General features: G+C 57.2%; 10 protein-coding genes and 1 pseudogene. All 11 read right to left on the minus strand.

All coding sequences use genetic code 11. From position 1 onward, the window contains the following. Positions 1-10: 10 nt before the first annotated feature. Positions 11-487 carry a cellulose biosynthesis protein BcsD gene (gene bcsD / locus MC50_RS07190; RefSeq protein ID WP_162180061.1) on the minus strand — a complete coding sequence of 159 codons (477 nt, stop codon included), beginning with the start codon at positions 485-487 and terminating at the stop codon, positions 11-13. Further along, positions 487-4539, minus strand: a complete 4053-nt coding sequence (locus tag MC50_RS07195; protein WP_047663566.1) for a cellulose biosynthesis protein BcsC — start codon at positions 4537-4539, stop codon at positions 487-489. Before MC50_RS07195 ends, bcsD begins: the two co-directional genes overlap by 1 nt. After that, the gene (gene bcsB, locus MC50_RS07200) at positions 4536-7019 is read right to left on the minus strand and encodes a cellulose biosynthesis cyclic di-GMP-binding regulatory protein BcsB (RefSeq protein WP_047663567.1); all 2484 of its coding nucleotides are present in this window, start codon (positions 7017-7019) and stop codon (positions 4536-4538) included. Before bcsB ends, MC50_RS07195 begins: the two co-directional genes overlap by 4 nt. Further along, on the minus strand, positions 7016-9127 hold the full coding sequence (gene bcsA, locus MC50_RS07205) for a UDP-forming cellulose synthase catalytic subunit (RefSeq protein WP_052135774.1): 2112 nt from the start codon (positions 9125-9127) through the stop codon (positions 7016-7018). Before bcsA ends, bcsB begins: the two co-directional genes overlap by 4 nt. Before the next feature lie 19 nt (positions 9128-9146). Beyond that, a pseudogene (locus tag MC50_RS07210) lies at positions 9147-9939 on the minus strand (cellulose synthase operon protein YhjQ/BcsQ). A 1-nt stretch (position 9940) separates the two neighbouring features. Further along, on the minus strand, positions 9941-10543 hold the full coding sequence (bcsO, locus tag MC50_RS07215) for a cellulose biosynthesis protein BcsO (protein ID WP_047663568.1): 603 nt from the start codon (positions 10541-10543) through the stop codon (positions 9941-9943). 496 nt (positions 10544-11039) lie between these two features. After that, on the minus strand, positions 11040-12053 hold the full coding sequence (gene dppF / locus MC50_RS07220; RefSeq protein WP_032690326.1) for a dipeptide ABC transporter ATP-binding subunit DppF: 1014 nt from the start codon (positions 12051-12053) through the stop codon (positions 11040-11042). After that, a complete protein-coding gene (gene dppD / locus MC50_RS07225; RefSeq protein ID WP_015585548.1) occupies positions 12050-13033 on the minus strand; it encodes a dipeptide ABC transporter ATP-binding protein in 984 nt (327 codons plus the stop codon). Before dppD ends, dppF begins: the two co-directional genes overlap by 4 nt. A gap of 10 nt (positions 13034-13043) precedes the next feature. Beyond that, the gene (gene dppC / locus MC50_RS07230; protein ID WP_032690325.1) at positions 13044-13946 is read right to left on the minus strand and encodes a dipeptide ABC transporter permease DppC; all 903 of its coding nucleotides are present in this window, start codon (positions 13944-13946) and stop codon (positions 13044-13046) included. A 9-nt stretch (positions 13947-13955) separates the two neighbouring features. Further along, on the minus strand, positions 13956-14975 hold the full coding sequence (dppB, locus tag MC50_RS07235) for a dipeptide ABC transporter permease DppB (RefSeq protein WP_032690324.1): 1020 nt from the start codon (positions 14973-14975) through the stop codon (positions 13956-13958). Between the two features lie 108 nt (positions 14976-15083). Next, on the minus strand, positions 15084-16691 hold the full coding sequence (dppA, locus tag MC50_RS07240) for a dipeptide ABC transporter periplasmic-binding protein DppA (protein ID WP_032690323.1): 1608 nt from the start codon (positions 16689-16691) through the stop codon (positions 15084-15086). Between the last annotated feature and the right edge of the window lie 487 nt (positions 16692-17178).

The raw sequence follows: 17178 nt of genomic DNA on the forward strand, positions 1-17178 counted from the left end.
TGTTCACCCGTTATGGATGGAAGTAGAGGAACTGAACATCGGAAACCGAGAACAGCCGCTCACGCTGTAACACCACATGCGCACCGCCCCCTTGTCCCTGTAGCCAGCGAGAATAAAGCCCCTCGAGTATGGCACAAAATGCATTGCACCAGCGTACGCGGCGCGCATCGTCACGGCTCACCGGCAGCGCGCGATGACGTAAGCGCAGGCCGTCATCGCCCACCTCCACGCTGACGACGCCCCACTGAAAGCGGCTGAGCAGCTGGTTGATATTGGCCTCCAGCTGTCCGACTGTTTCTGACTCTGGCAGCGGATAGTTATCGGCCAGCGCTTCCCCCATCTGGCGTAAAAATGGCTGGCTCTCCAGCTCACCGGCGTTGTTCAGCATCCCGTCAATCATAATGAGCAGCAGATCAAACCATCCCGCGGGGGTTTGCTGCTGTTGAAACCAGGCCATGACTTCCGCGTTGTTTTTGTCCGTCATGATCAGTTATCTCCCAACATATAGCGGATATAGAGACCGGCGGTACTCTCGTTGTAATCACCGAAGGTGTCGTAGCCAATCTGGCCGCCCAGCGTCATCTGTTTGTTCACCTTATAATCCGCCCCGGCGCGCAGCGTGTAGCCAATGCCGCTTTTCGAGGTCGATGAATAGTACGCCTCTTTGGCAAAACCATTGGCCACCGCGGTCTCCAGGGTCTGCTGCCATTCGGAGTTGGTCGGGAAGTAGGCGCTCTTATCCTGACTATAGGATTGATAGCCCACCGAGCCGCCAAGCTTCATGGTCCAGTTGTCATACTTCTCCGTCAGGTTAACCGGCAGCGAAACGCTCACGTAGTTTTGCGGGCTGAAGTAGCCCCCCTGACCATAGGTGAAGTAGCTCAGGTTCTTCGAGTAATCCATGTAGCTCATACTCAAACCGGCCTGCAGCTGGCGATACTCATCATGGTAAGGTCGCAGATAGACCCCGGCATTGGCGTTGATACTGGTGTTGCTGGCCACGTCGCTGCCAATGTAGCTGTAGCCACCGCCGCCGACGTAAAAACCGGCGTCGCCATCGTCGTAGCTGAGCTGCAGAGTTCCGCCATTTTTTGTCACCTGCCCCCAGGTTTTCCCGGAGTAGGTGTCTTTCAGCCCCACGTAAGAGAGCAGGCTGTCGGTCAGCGAACGGCGCTCACCGGTGAAGATCAATGACAGGTAGTTGGTGAGTTTCGGCGACCATTTCACGCCCCCGACCACGGTGTTGAGATCCTGACCCAACGGCGTGCTGCCGATATCCACGCGATAATCATCGCCGCTCAGCGCCAGGGCTAATTCGACGCCATTTGCCTTCTGCGAATCCGTCGAACCGCTGGTCTGATCGACATTCGGTTTCTGGCTGGAGGAAGCCAGATAGCTGGCGACCTGTCCGGAGTCATAGGCGCCCAGTTTCGCCAGATTCTCCATCCCGCTGCTGGTCGTGGCGTTAAAGTCTGCCGCATTCAGCGTCCCCAGCGAACTCAAGGCTTCGGCTCCCGGATTGCTGGCAAAGTATGCCGTACGCTCCGTCTCAGTCATCGCCGCAATCGCCGCCTGTTCGCTGGTGGCAGTGGAAATCATGTTGGAAACCGCATTGGAGAGCGGGTTCGCGCCGTAGCGCCGCCAGGCGTCGCCGCTGGCGGTGCCGGCATTCAGCGAAATCGGCGTCACGGTAAAATCAAAACGCGAGTCGCCAAACGGCGATGAGGACCAGGTCAGCGGCGTTTTCATCTCGGTCAGCTTACTGGTCCCGGATTCACCGTCGCGCCCACGCACCTCCATCCCCCCCTGCAGCCAGGTGCCGGTTTTATCCTGCAGCGACTCCATCATGGTATCGACCTGGCGCAGCATGCGGGTTTGCGCGGTCTCCACCGGCAGGTCGGGACGTTGGATGCCGGGCAGCGTGGTTCCGCTGCCTGTTGACACCTGGGCAACCTGCCACGGCATATATTGCCCGTAAGCCGATGCCGTTCGCGTCGTGGACGGCGTGCGGGAGACGCCCACAAAGGGGTTATCCGCCGCCAGCACACCGCCAACGGTCGGCGTTTGCGCGCTGTTGCTGCTCTGCAGCCCCAGCAGTTTGCCGCGCGCGCTGCGCAGATACGTCATAGCCTGCTGATGGTGTCCCTGCGCTTCCGCGACGCGCGCCAGCAGCAGCAGGCGATCCGGCGTATTGTCCTGACGCAATCCGCCGGCCAGCTGTTCCGCCCGGTCGTTATCGCCGGCCGACAGCGCAACATCGATAGCGCCGGAGCGCGCCGCCTGATCCGGCGTATCGCGGGTCATCAGATAGTCATAGACCACCCCGGCTTCTTTGTTCATTTTGCCGCTCTGATAGAGACGCGCCATCGCGAACATCAGATCGGTATTTTGCGGATCGCTTTGCATCGCCCCCATCAGCTTGTCATACGCCGCGGCATAGTTGCCCTGCTCCCGCAGTCGATCGGCTTCGTTGATCACATAGCCGTTGCGGATGCTCGCCAGCTGCGTTGGCGTACTGCTTGCCTGAAGCTGCGGGTTCGACAGCAGAGTCTGCGCTTCATTGGTCAGCCCCGCCTGGTTGAGGACCGCCACCTGATCGGCATAGTCGCCGGCGTTCCCGGTGATTCCGCCGCTGATATTGTTGCGCACCAGCGTGACCGCCGTGGAAACATCGCCGCTCTGCGCCAGCAATCGCGCCAGTTTCCCCACGTCAGCCGGTGATTTTGGCGGCGTGGCCGACATCGCTTTCAGGGTATTGGACGCCGCCACCGTGTTGCCCTGGGCGAGATAGTCTTGCGCGGTGGTCAGCTGCAGGTTGTAGTTTACCCGCTGACGCAGGTCGCGCATCTGGCTGGTCTGGCTGGCGGCGGGAATCCGCCCCAGCAGCGTCTGCGCCTGCTGCCAGCCGCCGCTCTCACTGGCAAACAGCGCTGCGGCATAGAGGTCGTTACTGCTGGCGCCGGGACGATACGCGGCGGCCATCGTTGACGCGGCCTCGCTGTCATTGCCGGATTTTTGCAGGAGCCGGGCTAAGTCGAGGCGCATCCAGGCGTCATCCGGGTAGCGGGAGACCCCCTGGCGCAATGTCGCGATAGCGCCGCTGACGTTGCCGCTGTTGGCCTGCTCCTGCGCCTGGCGACGTAGCGAATCTCCCGGCATACCGGTCACGATGCGCGGCTGCAGCTTTTGCTGCAAACTCTCCGGCAGCGTGCGTAACATCGCCTGCGCTTCCGCCGTTTTATTTTGCTCGCGCAGGATGTAGTAAAGGTTCTCGCGCGCCGGGCCATTTTGCGGCTGCTCGCTGAGCAGCGAGCGCAGCGTTTGTTCGGCCTGAGGGAGATCTTTGTTATGGCGCAATACATCGGCACGGAACAGTTTAGCCGATGAGCCACGCGTCCCGCTCTGCTGAGCCAGCGGAGCAGAGAGCGCCAGCGCCTGACTAATATTGCCTTGCTTGTACGCCTGCTGAGCCTGCGCCAGCTGCCCATAGAAGAGCGCGTCCGCCGCCTGCTGACGGCGCGCCGCTGAATCATTACCGCCGAGATCCGCCGCCCGGCTTAAATATTGCGATGCGGCCTGGAAGTCACCGTTGCGCTGGGCGATATATCCCATCCCGGCCAGCGCGTCCGCATCCTGCGGGTTGGTTTGCAGCACTTGTTCAAACTGCTGCTTCGCCGCTGCGGTATTACCGCTATTGAGGTTAACGAACCCCTGACCACGCGCCTGGCCGCTTATCCGCTGGCGATAGTAATTCTGTACTTCGGTATCCTGCGGGTGGCGCTGCATCCAGGTATCGTAAAACTCCCGATCGCCCTCCTGCGGCCCCAGCCACAGCAGCGCCTGGCGCAGGCCGCTGTCGGCATCTTTACTGCCGCTGGCCATCGATTCCAGCATTGAAATCCCTTCCCGCCGGGTATCTTCCCGCCAGGTCAGCGCCTTGCCTAAAGCCACGCGCGGGGCGTTCTCCTGCGGATACTGCGCCACGTACTGACGCAGTTCGCTGACCGCCTGAGGATACAGCGCTTTGTCGCTGGCCATAGTCATGTAATACTCGCCAGCCAGCCCCGGCGGCGGCGTGTTGCCGTTGAACATGCTGCGCCAGGTCGTCAGCGCAGCCGGAATATTGCCGCTGCGCGCCTGCTGTCTGGCCAGACCCAGCTGCCCCTGCGGCACCTGAGCCATTTTTTTAGCGTTATCCAGCTCCTGCAGGTTTGGGCTCTCTGGCGACACTTTCGCCAGGCGCGCCCGCCACTGGGCCGCCGCCTGAAGGTCGCCGCCCTGCTGTGCCCACAGCGCCATCAGATACATGGCCTGCGTGTTGTTGGCATCAACCAGCAGAACTTTCTGCAGCGACTCTATCGCCAGCTCATCGTGCGATTTTTCATGCCAGTAGTTCGCCTGGGCAAACAGCGCCTGCAGCGCGGCATCATTCCCCGCGGCGATGGCATCGCCGAGGGCGCCCAGGGTCAGCGCACCGGACAGACAAAACGTGGATAATCCGCGGGTCGCCCTGCTCTTCATTTTAGTGGCTCGTTTCATTGGCTATCCCCCGAACTCAGACGCTTGCGTGCATGGCGTTTAAACATGGCGGTAAGCGCCAGGCCGATGATCGTTGTCGCCAGCAGTCCCAGCAGCGCCAGCAGACCGGAGTGCTGGTTGGCATACCAAACGGCCATCATGTACCACGGCATCTGCCCGCCAGGGTATGGCGTGCTCACCTGGAAGCTGCGAACCCCATTATCACTGGTGATAACCGCCGTATCACCGCGGATACCGGCGTTGATTCGCGGTGAATCAAGGTCGCTTTTCAGCTTCGTCAGCTGATCATCGTTGCTGGCCATCGCCACCACCACCGTCCGCCGTGGGTTCCACGGTGAACGGTAGCTAATAAAGCCGCGCCAGGCGCTGCTGGAGGAGAGATAGCGATCGGCATCCAGGCTGGCGGATGTCCAGTCGCCGGCCAGCCATCGCTGTACTTTTGAACTCAGTCCCGACTCGCGCACGCCCAGCTGATTATCCGTCTGATAATAAGGAGAATCTTCCAACAAGCGCTGGTTAAACGTTTTCTGATCGAGGGCGCTGACCGCCAGCACATCGCGATCGTGCAGATACTGAAGGCCAGCTCCACCGCTGGGGATGCCTAAAACAACCCGGTTGTTCGCCAGCGCCGTGCCGGTCGCATTCCCCGAGCGGGCCGCGAGGTTTAACAGCGTGGCGACCTGCGTTTCCGACGGTTTTTCCGCCAGCAGCAGCGTGGTTTGTGAATAGTCCGCCAGCCGCGAGAACGGGAACGAAGCGCCGACGAAATAGGAGAGATTGGGCAGCAGCGAGAAGTGTCGCGTATTGCTCAAATCAATCCACGAATCATCGGTAATCCGGCTCTTGATATTGTTATTGAGCACCACCGAACAGGGGGCGTTTTGTTTCGGCACCACGTTGAAATAGAGCGACAGCTGGTTATCGCCGTAAATCAGATACGGCGCCAGCGGAATGGTAAACCGCTCCTGACGCACATCGCCGCCCAGATAACGCCATAATTTCTCCAGCGGCCCCTGCTTGTTTAGCGGCAGGTTGTGCAGGAACGTGTTATTGAGCGTCACGCTTAATAACGACTGCTCCTCATTAATCCAGTTTTCCGACGGGAAACGGTAGCCAATCTGCAAGGGAATCGTTTCCCCGTCCCACAGATAGAGATCCGGCGCCGCGCGGAAAGCTACGCGCAGCGGTTCATGCCAGACGCCATTTACGGTCATACTCTGATCTTTACGCAGCAGCTCGCTGATTTTTACCGGCCGATCGGTTGGGATCCAGCGCGGGGCATCGTACGGCTTGCCGATCGGGATCGCCTGCGGATCCACGCTCAGACTCGCGGTCTGCGGGGCAATATTACCGCGGGTCAGCCGCCAGGCCGCCGCACGCAGCGCCGCATCATTTTGCCCGACGATCAGCAGCAGTTTGTAGGTGGGGTTACCCGGGTTATCGACAATCTGCAGCAGCGGTTTATCGGTTTGCGGCAGCGTCAGCCCGCCGACCTGGTCACCCGGATGGCCGATAATAATGCCGTGGCGCTCCGGTAAGCGGTCGCGCAGCGCGCTAAAAGCAATCCCGCGATAATCCGCCTGAATACCCAGCCACGACGAGAGCAGCGCTGCGGCGCTGAAGATATCCGCTCCCGATTTCTCCGGGTAGGCCACCGCGATATCCGCCGGGGTCATCTGCATGCTGTCGAAGAATGGCCGCGGGAAGTGACTCAAATCATTGCTGAGATTCAGCGGCTGGCTTTCCCAGTTAAAACGCGAAGCCGGTAAAATCGTGACGCCCGACGTGTCATGCGTATTGAGCTGGCACTGCATGTTGTCGCCATCATTCACTTTAAAGCTCAGATTGTTGCTGGAGACCATCAGCGCCGCCGGAATATCCAGCTGATAGTGCGAAATGTCCGCCCCGTCGGTGCCCAGCGGCACCGTGCCTAAAGGCTGGCCGTTGAGCATCAATTGCAGCGTGGCGTTGCGAGCGGCCATATCCGGCGAGACCTGAACATCCAGCATCAGCTCTGCATGGGTCACCACCTGGTCCGAAGGCAGCGTAAAACCCGCACCGCCCTGCTGTTGACCGCCGCTGAGGATAATGCCATCCGGCATCCCCATCTGAGCCAGATTCAGACTGCCCCCGACCACCGATGTTAACGGCGCGACATCCGGCATTGCCGTATTGGTCGGTGGAGGCATGACGGGAAGCGAGGGGGCCGGATCCGCCGCCGCGGGTTCTGCTGTCGTGGGTGTCGATGCGGTCGACGACCCGGACGCGGCAGAGGGTTCTGGGATCACCGGAACCTCCGGTGTGGCCGACGGATCCGCGCCGGTGGTCGACGCGGATTCATCGGCGGGAATGCCGCCCGTGGTCGCGCCCGGTAACGGGAAATTGAGCGGCGCAGAACGATCGGCCGGCGCCTCTTCACCGTGCAGCACCGGTATGGAAAACATGCCGGCCAGCAGCGCAAGCGTGGTTAATCGCTTCATAGTTGCCCATCCTCCTGCGCGCTACTCGCGACAGGTTTCTGCTGGCGACGGCCGCGTCGTGTTTTCCAGCTCAGCCAGAACAGTTCAAACACGCAGCGTAAGATGGTGAAAAATGACCGGAACGGGTTGTCCTGCGGGCGCGGCGGGTTAATCCATGCATCGGCGCGCGCCAGCACCACTCGCACCAGTTCACGGCGCAAAGAGAGGGGAATATTTTCATCAAACTTGAGGCGAATAAAGCTCTCGTCCGCGGTCACCTGTTCAGCCGGAATACAAATCGCGCCAGATTGCAGAATCAGTTCAATCTCTTCGATCTCATCCTGCAGATGACGATCGTCCGGGACCGCGATGCGGCATCCGCCCATCGACAGGTCTGCGGTGTGGCTGCGTGACACGATGCCGCTGGCGTAGTGAATCAACACCGGAATATTGACGTCGATACGGATCGTTTTCCGCACCTGGCGGGTTTCCCGGGCAACGGCAATCGCCGCCAGCAGGAAGATCAGGCTGTACAGCCCCCAGCCGACGTTCAGCGCGATAACGTTAGGATCCGAGCCGAAATAGTCATGGCCAATGGCCCTGACGATACCGACAATCACGCCAACCGCGAGCAAACATGCCACCACCAGATGCGGCCTGACGACGGTAAAGTCGAAGTAGCCCACATCCAGCAGCCCCCCTTTGTCGGTCACGTTGAATTTACCGCGTTTGGGGAAGATCATCGTCACCAGCGTCGGCAGCACCAGGTGGAATGCCAGCACGATGTCATAGATTTCCCCCCAGAAGCTGTAGCGATAGCGACCGTTCATCCGCGAGCCGACATAAATCGCCAGGAACAGATGCGGTAGCGCATACGAGACAATCAGGCTCGCTGAGGAGTAGATAATATTCAGGTTAAACAACAGATACGCTAACGGTGCGGTGACAAACACGACCCGTGGCAGGGCGAACTGATAGTAGAGCATGGCGCTGAGATAACACAGGCGCTGCTGGAAGGTCAGCCCGCGGCCCAGTAGCGGGTTATCGAGGCGGAAAATTTGCGTCATCCCACGCGCCCAGCGGGTACGCTGAATGACGTGCACGACCAAACGTTCGGTGGCTAAACCCGCAGCCAGTGGAATATCGAGAAACGATGATTTCCAGCCCAGGCGCTGAAATTTAAGCGCGGTGTGCGCATCTTCGGTCACAGTTTCTACGGCAAAACCACCGATATCATCCAGCGCTTTACGACGAATCACGGCGCAGGAACCGCAGAAGAAGGTCGCGTTCCAGTTATCGTTGCCCTGCTGAATCGGGCCATAGAACAGCATCCCTTCATTGGGGATATTGCGGCCGACGGAGAGGTTGCGTTCAAACGGGTCCGGCGAATAAAAATAGTGCGGGGTCTGCACCAGCGCCAGCATCGGGTCTTTGAGGAAGCCGCCGACCGTCGCCTGCAGGAACACGCGGGTCGCCACGTGGTCACAGTCGAAAACGCAAATCAGCTCCCCATGAGTCAGGGTCATCGCGTGGTTCAGGTTACCCGCCTTGGCGTGTTTATTATCATTACGGGTGATATAGCCAACGCCGACATCGGCGGCGAACACCGCAAACTCGCTACGTTTGCCATCGTCCAGCAGATAAATTTTCATTTTATCCGCCGGGTAATCGATACACTGCGCAGCCAACACGGTATCACGTACCACTTCCAGCGGTTCGTTATAGCTGGGAATATAAATATCGACCGTCGGCCATGTGCTCATATCATCCGGCAGCGGGACGATTTCTCGCTTCAGCGGCCAGACCGTTTGCAGATAGTTCAGCAGCAGCATCACCCAGATATAGACTTCCGCCAGAAACAGCCCCATCCCCAGCACCGTCTCAATAGTGGAGTTAAAATGCAGGGTCTGCGTCAGGCGAAAATACATATAGCGGGTAGACATCAGCAGCGAAGTCACGACCATAATGACCGAAATACTGCGCTTTTTGCTAAAGCCCATTAAGAACAGAATACCGATGCTTAGCAGACCAAAAAGATACTGCTTTTGGCTGTCCATCGGCGTAATAATGACCAGAACGGCAATCGGCGATAGCACCAGTGCCAGCAACCAGAAAAGAGACTTTTTCATTCAGCAGCCCTGCAATAAGTTAAAGCCCTGACATACGAGGCTGGCTGTGCACCGTGCCGTCGCCAATTTTAATACCCAACAGCGCAGAGATTTTTTTTGCCATGATTTCAATATCAAAGGCGGCTGCAGAGGAAGAGCTAAAGTCGAGAATCGACTTCTGGGAAGCATTCGCTTCAACGACGCTCTCATCGCGATGGATAATACCCAACAGACGATCGCCCAGTTTATCCTCCATCAGAGCAGTGACGTCACGGCTGACCTGACGGCGGTTATCGCTCTGATTCAGCACGAAAAAGTGCCCAAGTTTGTGGTTAAGCTTACCGCCGGTTAAACGCTGCTTTTCCACGTGCGACAGCGTCGACATCGAGGCGGTGTCCGCCAGCAGCGGCACCAGGTGCAGATCGGCCAGCGACGTTAATGCCGTCAGCGCCGGTGAAGGGCCGGGAGGCAGGTCGGCGATGATAATCAACCCGGGATAATTCAATAATGCCGCCAGCCCACGGGTGAGGAAATGGGCGTCGCTGACAAGGTGTTGGTCAAAAGCCTGATGCTGCGCCTCGCTAACATCGCCATACGGCAGGACAAAAATATTGCTGCCCGCGCTCAGTACGCACTGGCTCCAGTCATGAAGCTCCAGCGCTTTCGCGACATAGCCGCGCTCATCGCTCAGAGGGACGCCAAAATGCAGACGCAGCGCATTTTGCACGTCAAAATCGATCGCCAGGACTTTGCTGCCTGCGCGAGCTAATGAATAGGCCAGATTTGCCGCGAGGGTCGTTTTTCCTACGCCGCCTTTGGGAGAACACACGCAGATCAACGGCATGTCGCAATCCTTTCTAAAAGTGATTTCAGCGGCTGATCTTTATTTTTCGCCACCGGTTCAACGGCTTTTGCCGCAAATAAATGAGCATAGCCTTCCGCCGCCTGCACAGACGGCACGGCCGGGCGAACCGCTACCGGTGGTGCTGGCGCGACGGCTGGAGCTGGGGCTGAGGCAACGGCTGGGGCTGGATCTGGCGCAACGGCTGGAGCCGGCGCAAGGGGGACGGCCATTGCCGGCGCAGGTTCCGCTACCCGCGTATTTTCTGCAACCGAAAGGGGGTCATGTGGGGCTGAGACGGAGACAGGCGGCGGCATTACCGGAGCCGGGGCTACAGGTGATGATGGCAGCGGCGGGTGCGCGGGTTGTGCCTCGACCCAATGAAACATATCCGTAGGGACCGGCTGCGGTATCGGTAACGATACCGATCCTCCCATGGCCAGAGAGGATTCTTTTTCTTCCCCAGGCGAGAGCTGATTGAGAATAACCCAATCGCCCTGTTCCCTGGCGGCTGCGTGTGATGAAAGGTCCTTAAAATCGAGACTTTGCGTACGAGTCTTTTCCTTGAAGCGCTGCAAATCATCATAATGGTTCATGGATAACCTCATGATTCTAAAAAATAATATTTTAGCTGTTTTTATTTTGATACTACGCCTTTAGAGCATAGTTTATTTTATTGTTTTTCATCAACTTAAGTTGGTCAGAATGACCAACAATACAATGACGTTGTAGAGGAGTATTGGTCAAGGTGGCGTAAATCACTGATAATTTTGTAGTTACCCTATCATTTATTATAAGAAATGATAGCTCCATTTTTTAGGAGGTCCCATGATCCCAGCAAAGCTGAGCCCAGCGCACCCTTAAAATAACCCGTTTTTTCTCTAATTGATCTTTAGATAATGCGCAGAACAAAATAACTCTGCCGCGTGATGGAATATATTTTAGACTTTTTATATCGTTGTATAAATAGGTCAAATAAATTATTTAAGCCGAAAAATATCGGCCAGGTACTTTCTCAAGCCTGACTCTTCTCTGGGCATAATAAGCGGCTGCTGCCGAAAGTTTTGGCTCCTTCGACAGCAGCAGGGAACATCAGGCGAGCGGTTTTTGCTGGTTTTCATCCTGGTCAACGGCAAAACAGGCGACCAACTGACCCCGGTAATCTTTCAACTGTGGCTGCAGCTGGGTGCACGGACCGAAACGACGACGGCAGCGGGCGTTAAAAGCGCATCCCGGCGGCGGATTCAACGGGCTCGGCAGTTCGCCGGTCAGCTTAATACGTTCGCGACGATCGTCCGGGTTCAGGCGTGGCGTGGCCGACAGCAGGGCCTGGGTATATGGGTGCTGCGGATTGTTGAAGATCTGATCCTTGGACCCTTTCTCCACGCAGCGGCCGAGATACATCACCATCACTTCATCCGCAATGTGCTCCACGACCGACAGGTCATGGGAGATGAACACATACGACAGCCCCATATCCTGCTGCAGATCCATCATCAGGTTCAGCACCTGCGCACGAACCGACACGTCCAGCGCGGAGACGGGTTCATCGGCAATCACCACGTCCGGGTCCAGCATCAGGCCACGGGCAATCGCGATACGCTGCCGCTGACCGCCGGAGAACATGTGCGGATAGCGATCGTAATGCTCCGTTTTCAGCCCGACCTTCGCCATCATCGCCAGCGCTTTTTCACGGCGCTGTTCTTTGCTCAGCGAGGTGTTGATCTGCAACGGTTCTTCCAGAATCTGCCCCACTTTCTTACGCGGATTCAGCGAGCCGTAGGGGTTCTGGAACACAATCTGGATTTTCTGCCGACGCAGCTTTTGCGCCGTGGCGTCTGGCTTTAATAAATCCTGGCCCTGATAGTAAAGCTCGCCACCGGTCGGGATCTCAATCATCGTCAGCAGACGGCCCAGCGTTGATTTGCCGCAGCCGGACTCGCCGACCACCGCCAGCGTTTTCCCGCGTTCGAGGGTAAACGAGACCCCGTCCAGCGCCTTAACCAGCCTTTCCGGAGCAAACAGCCCCTTCTTCACCGGGTAATATTTTTTCAGATCAATGGCCTGCAACAAGAACTGTTGCGTGGTGGCCTCATGGGTACTCATAGCGTAGGCCTCCCGGCATCATCCAGTGGGTAGTGGCATTTCGACTGACGGGCGCCGTCGACGCGGTTCAGCTCAGGCTCCTCGCTGCGGCACTTATCCGTGGCATAGGGGCAGCGCGGGTTTAACAGACAGCCGTTGGGGCGGTCATATTTCCCTGGCACTACGCCCGGCAGCGACGCCAGCCGCGCTTTATCCTGGGCAAACTCCGGCAGCGCGCGCAGCAGCGCCTGAGTATACGGATGGCGCGGCGCGCGGAAGATATCCTTCGCATCGCCCGTCTCCACAACCTGACCGGCATACATCACAATAATTTTGTGTGCCGCCTCGGCCACCAGCGCCAGATCGTGGGTGATCAGGACCAGTGCCATGTTCTCTTTTTGCTGCAACTCCAGCAGCAGCTCAATGATCTGCGCCTGGATGGTCACATCCAGCGCGGTGGTCGGTTCATCCGCAATCAGCAGCTTTGGTCGGCAGGCAATCGCCATGGCGATCATCACGCGCTGGCTCATCCCACCGGAAAGCTGATGCGGATAGACATCAAGACGCGATGCCGGGTCAGGAATGCCAACCAGCGTCAGCAGATCGATCGCCCGCTGGATACGGGTTTTCTTATTTCCGCCCTGATGTACTTTAATGGCTTCCATTATCTGGTAGCCGACGGTGTAACACGGATTCAGGCTGGTCATCGGGTCCTGGAAGATCATCGCCACTTCCGCCCCCACCAGCTGGCGGCGCTCTTTTTCTGAAATACGCTTCAGATCGCGACCATTAAATTCCAGCTTATCCGCCATCACCCGGCCGGGATAATCAATCAGCCCCATGATCGCCAGTGAGCTGACCGATTTACCGGAGCCGGACTCGCCGACAATGCCAACCACTTCACCCTGATTCACGCTGTAACTCACGCGGTCTACCGCGCGAAACGGTGTCCCTTCGTCGCCGAAGTGCACCGATAATTTATCAACATTCAATAACGCCATCTCGAACCTCTTACTGCTTCAGTTTGGGATCGAGCGCGTCACGCAGACCGTCACCCATCAGGTTAAATGCCAGCACCGTCAGCAGAATCGCGACACCCGGGAAGGTGACGACCCACCAGGCACTCTGCGCGAACTGCAACACGTCGGAGAGCATCGTGCCCCACTCCGGTGTCGGCGGCTGCGCACCCATGCCAAGGAAGCCAAGAGCGGCCATATCGAGAATGGCGTTAGAAAAACCGAGCGACGCCTGAACAATCAGCGGAGCAAGGCAGTTAGGAAGAATGTTGATGAACATCTGACGTATTGCCCCCGCTCCTGCCACCCGTGAAGCGGTGACGTAGTCGCGGTTCACTTCCACCAGCACCGCCGCACGGGTCAATCGCACGTAGTGCGGCAGGGCGACAAAGGTGAGCGCCAGCGAAGCGTTGACGATCGAGGGGCCGAAGATAGCCACCAGCACCAGCGCCAGCAGCAGGCTCGGCAACGCCAGCATAATATCGACAACACGCATAATGATGGAGTCAATAACCCCGCCGAAGTAGCCGGCAATCAGGCCCAGTACCACGCCGAGAATCAGCGACAGCACCACGACCAGACAGCCAACCAGCAGCGATAAACGCGCGCCGTACATCAGTCGCGACAGAATATCGCGGCCCACGTCATCGGTACCCAGCAGATGCGCAAAACTTCCCCCGTCCTGCCAGGCCGGCGGCGCCAGCAGCACGTCGCGGAACTGATCCGCCGGGTTATAGGGGGCGAGGAAGTTAGCGAACACGGCGATGATAATCATAATCGCCACGTACACCAGGCCGACAACCGCCCCTTTATTGCGTTTGAAATAGTGCCAGAACTCCTGCAAAGGGGTCATTGGCACCGGTGCGGCGACAACTTTATTTTCAGTAATTTGTGACATGATGGCCCCTTACTTCTTATGCCGAATACGCGGGTTCACCACGCCGTACAGCAGATCGACCAGCAGGTTGACGAGGATAATCATCGTCGCCACCAGCAGTACCCCACCCTGAACCACCGGGTAATCACGGCGTTGCAGCGCATCGATCAGCCAGCGCCCTAAACCAGGCCAGGAGAAGATGGTTTCGGTCAAAATAGCGCCCGCCAGCAGCGTCCCTACCTGTAGCCCAATCACCGTGACCACCGGCAGCATAGCGTTACGCAGCGCGTGGACCACGATGACGCGCATACGGGTCAGCCCCTTGGCGCGCGCGGTGCGAATGTAATCTTCGCCCAGTACTTCCAGCATCGAGGAGCGGGTCATACGTACGATAACGGCCAGCGGAATGGTGCCCAGCACCACGGCTGGCAGAATCATGTGCATTAAGGCATCAATAAAATCGCCCGGCTCGCCCCAGATAGCGGTATCGATGAGCATAAAACCGGTCAGCGGCAGGGTATCGTCAAGAAACACGGTATCGCTGATACGTCCGGAGACTGGCGTCAGGTTGAGCTGGACCGAAACCAGCATGATCAACATCATTCCCCACCAGAAGATCGGCATGGAATAGCCGGTCAGCGCAAGGCCGACGGAGGTGTGATCGAAGATAGAACCGCGTTTGACCGCCGCCAGCACGCCCACCGGAATACCGACGATAACGGCGAAAATCATCGCGCACACGCCCAGTTCCAGCGTGGCTTTAAAGCGCGGCACGAACTCCTGCCACACGGGAATACGGCTTTTCAGCGAGATGCCTAAATCCCCATGCAATACACCCCAGATATAGTGGGCATACTGCTGCCACATCGGCTTATCAAGGCCCATTTCAGCCAGCAGCTGAGCGTGACGTTCAGGGGAGATACCACGTTCGCCCGCCATAATCATCACCGGGTCACCGGGAATCATATGCACAAAGGCAAAGGTGAGAAGGGTAATACCGATAAAGGTCGGGATGACAAGTCCCAAACGTCGGAGGATGAACTGCAACATAACCCGGATTCTCTATAGTGACGCCCCGCCTGGTGACCGGACGTCTGTATTGCTCACAAATGTCAATTCCCTCTCCCCAAGGCGGGGAGAGGGGGAACATACTGTTTATTATTCGACAGAGACGTTATCGAAGTGGTGCTTGCCTAATGGATCGACCACGTAGCCTTTGACTTCTTTACGCACTGGCTCATAGACGGTGGAGTGAGCGACGATCAGCGCCGGAGCCTGGTCATGCATCACCACCTGAGCCTGCTTGTAGAGCTCGATACGTTTGTTGTGGTCGTCGGTGGCACGTGCCGGCTGAATCAGATCTTCAAACGGTTTGTAGCACCAGCGAGAGTAGTTCGAGCCGTCTTTTGCAGCCGCGCAGCTGAACAGGGTGGCGAAGAAGTTATCCGGATCCCCGTTGTCGCCGGTCCAGCCCATCATCACGGTCTGGTGCTCGCCTGCTTTCGCACGCTTCAGATATTCGCCCCACTCGTAGGTGACGATCTTGGCCTGGACGCCAATTTTGGCCCAGTCAGCCTGGATCATCTCAGCCATACGGCGCGCGTTCGGGTTGTACGGACGCTGTACCGGCATTGCCCACAGATCGATGGAGAAGCCTTTTTCCATCCCGGCTTCTTTCAGCAGCGCTTTCGCTTTTTCCGGATCGTAAGTGTAGTCTTTAACGTCGTCGTTATAGCCCCACATGGTCGGTGGAATCAGGTTTTTCGCGGACTGACCTGCGCCCTGGTAAACGGCTTTGATAATCGCTTCTTTATTTACCGCATAGGTCAACGCCTGGCGGACCTTCACGTTATCCAGCGGTTTCTTCTCGGTGTTGAAGGAGAGATAGCCGACGTTCAGGCCCGGCTGTTCCAGCAGGTTAATGCTCTTATCTTCTTTCATGCGCGCGATGTCGGCCGGGTTCGGGTACGGCATCACCTGGCACTCATTCTTCTGCAGTTTGGCATAGCGCACGGAAGCATCAGGCGTAATGGAGAAGACCAGGCGATCGATCTTCGGCTTGGTGCCCCAGTAGCCCGGGAAGGCTTTATAGAGAATACGGGAGTCTTTTTGATACTGCAGCAGCTGGAACGGACCGGTACCGATTGGATTCAGGTCCACTTTTTCCGGTGAACCGGCTTTCAGCATGTTGTCGGCATACTCTTTCGACAGAATAGAGGCGAAGTCCATCGCCAGGTCAGCGAGGAACGGCGCTTCCGGGCGAGTCAGCACAAACTGGACGGTTTTATCGTCGACTTTCTTCACTTCGCTAATCAGGTCAGGCAGGCCCATCCCTTCGAAGTATTCATAGCTGCCGCCGGACACTTTATGGTACGGGTTTTGCGCGTTTTTCTGGCGATCGAACGAGAATACAACGTCGTCGGCATTCAGGTCGCGAGTAGGTTTAAAGTCTTTATTATCCTGCCACTTCACGCCCTGACGCAGGTGGAACGTATAGGTTTTGCCGTCCTCACTCACTTCCCATTTTTCCGCCAGCCCCGGAATCACTTCCGTAGTACCGGTTTTGAATTCAACCAGGCGGTTATAGATGGGCACCGAGCTGGCGTCATAGGTTGTACCAGAAGTGAATAGCTGTGGGTTAAAGCCTTCCGGCGAACCTTCAGAACAATAAACCAGGGTCTTAGCCTGAACGCTTGCTGCAACGGTCAGGGCGACCAGGCTCAGACCAAGCTTCAGCATCCCTGACTTTTTCAAGGAAATACTCATTATTCTGCTCCAAATGTGATGTTGTTTGCATATATCCGCCAGGCCTTTATTTATTTTTTACCCGGTCTGGTCGGTGGTGCCCGAAGGCCTGGATGAGAGATGGGGATTCCTTTCACAAAAACGCCTGAGTTGCAGTGCGGATTCTCCATGAAATGCCCCTCATGCCCTACAATCTGTCAACAGAATGCGTAAACGTCAATACAGCCAACCGGGTTTTACATCCGGGGTGAGAATCAGCAGGCAAAGATTAAAAAAACTTCAAGACGCTATTTTCAGCAGAGAAATTTATGCTAGCGGCGAGCGGGCAGCATAAATGTCTTAATACTTCGTAACAGCCAGTGATAAGCAATTCTGGTAAATGGTGAAAATTTATTACGATATGGCCAATATGTGAGCGATTAATAGCGCGAACGTTAAAACGCACAGCGGAAAATGCTGCAGTTATCCATAAGCTTCGCGAAAAAAGAGCCTTAGATATATAAAAAAA

This window comes from Klebsiella planticola (genome assembly GCF_000783935.2).
Lineage (GTDB): Bacteria > Pseudomonadota > Gammaproteobacteria > Enterobacterales > Enterobacteriaceae > Klebsiella > Klebsiella planticola.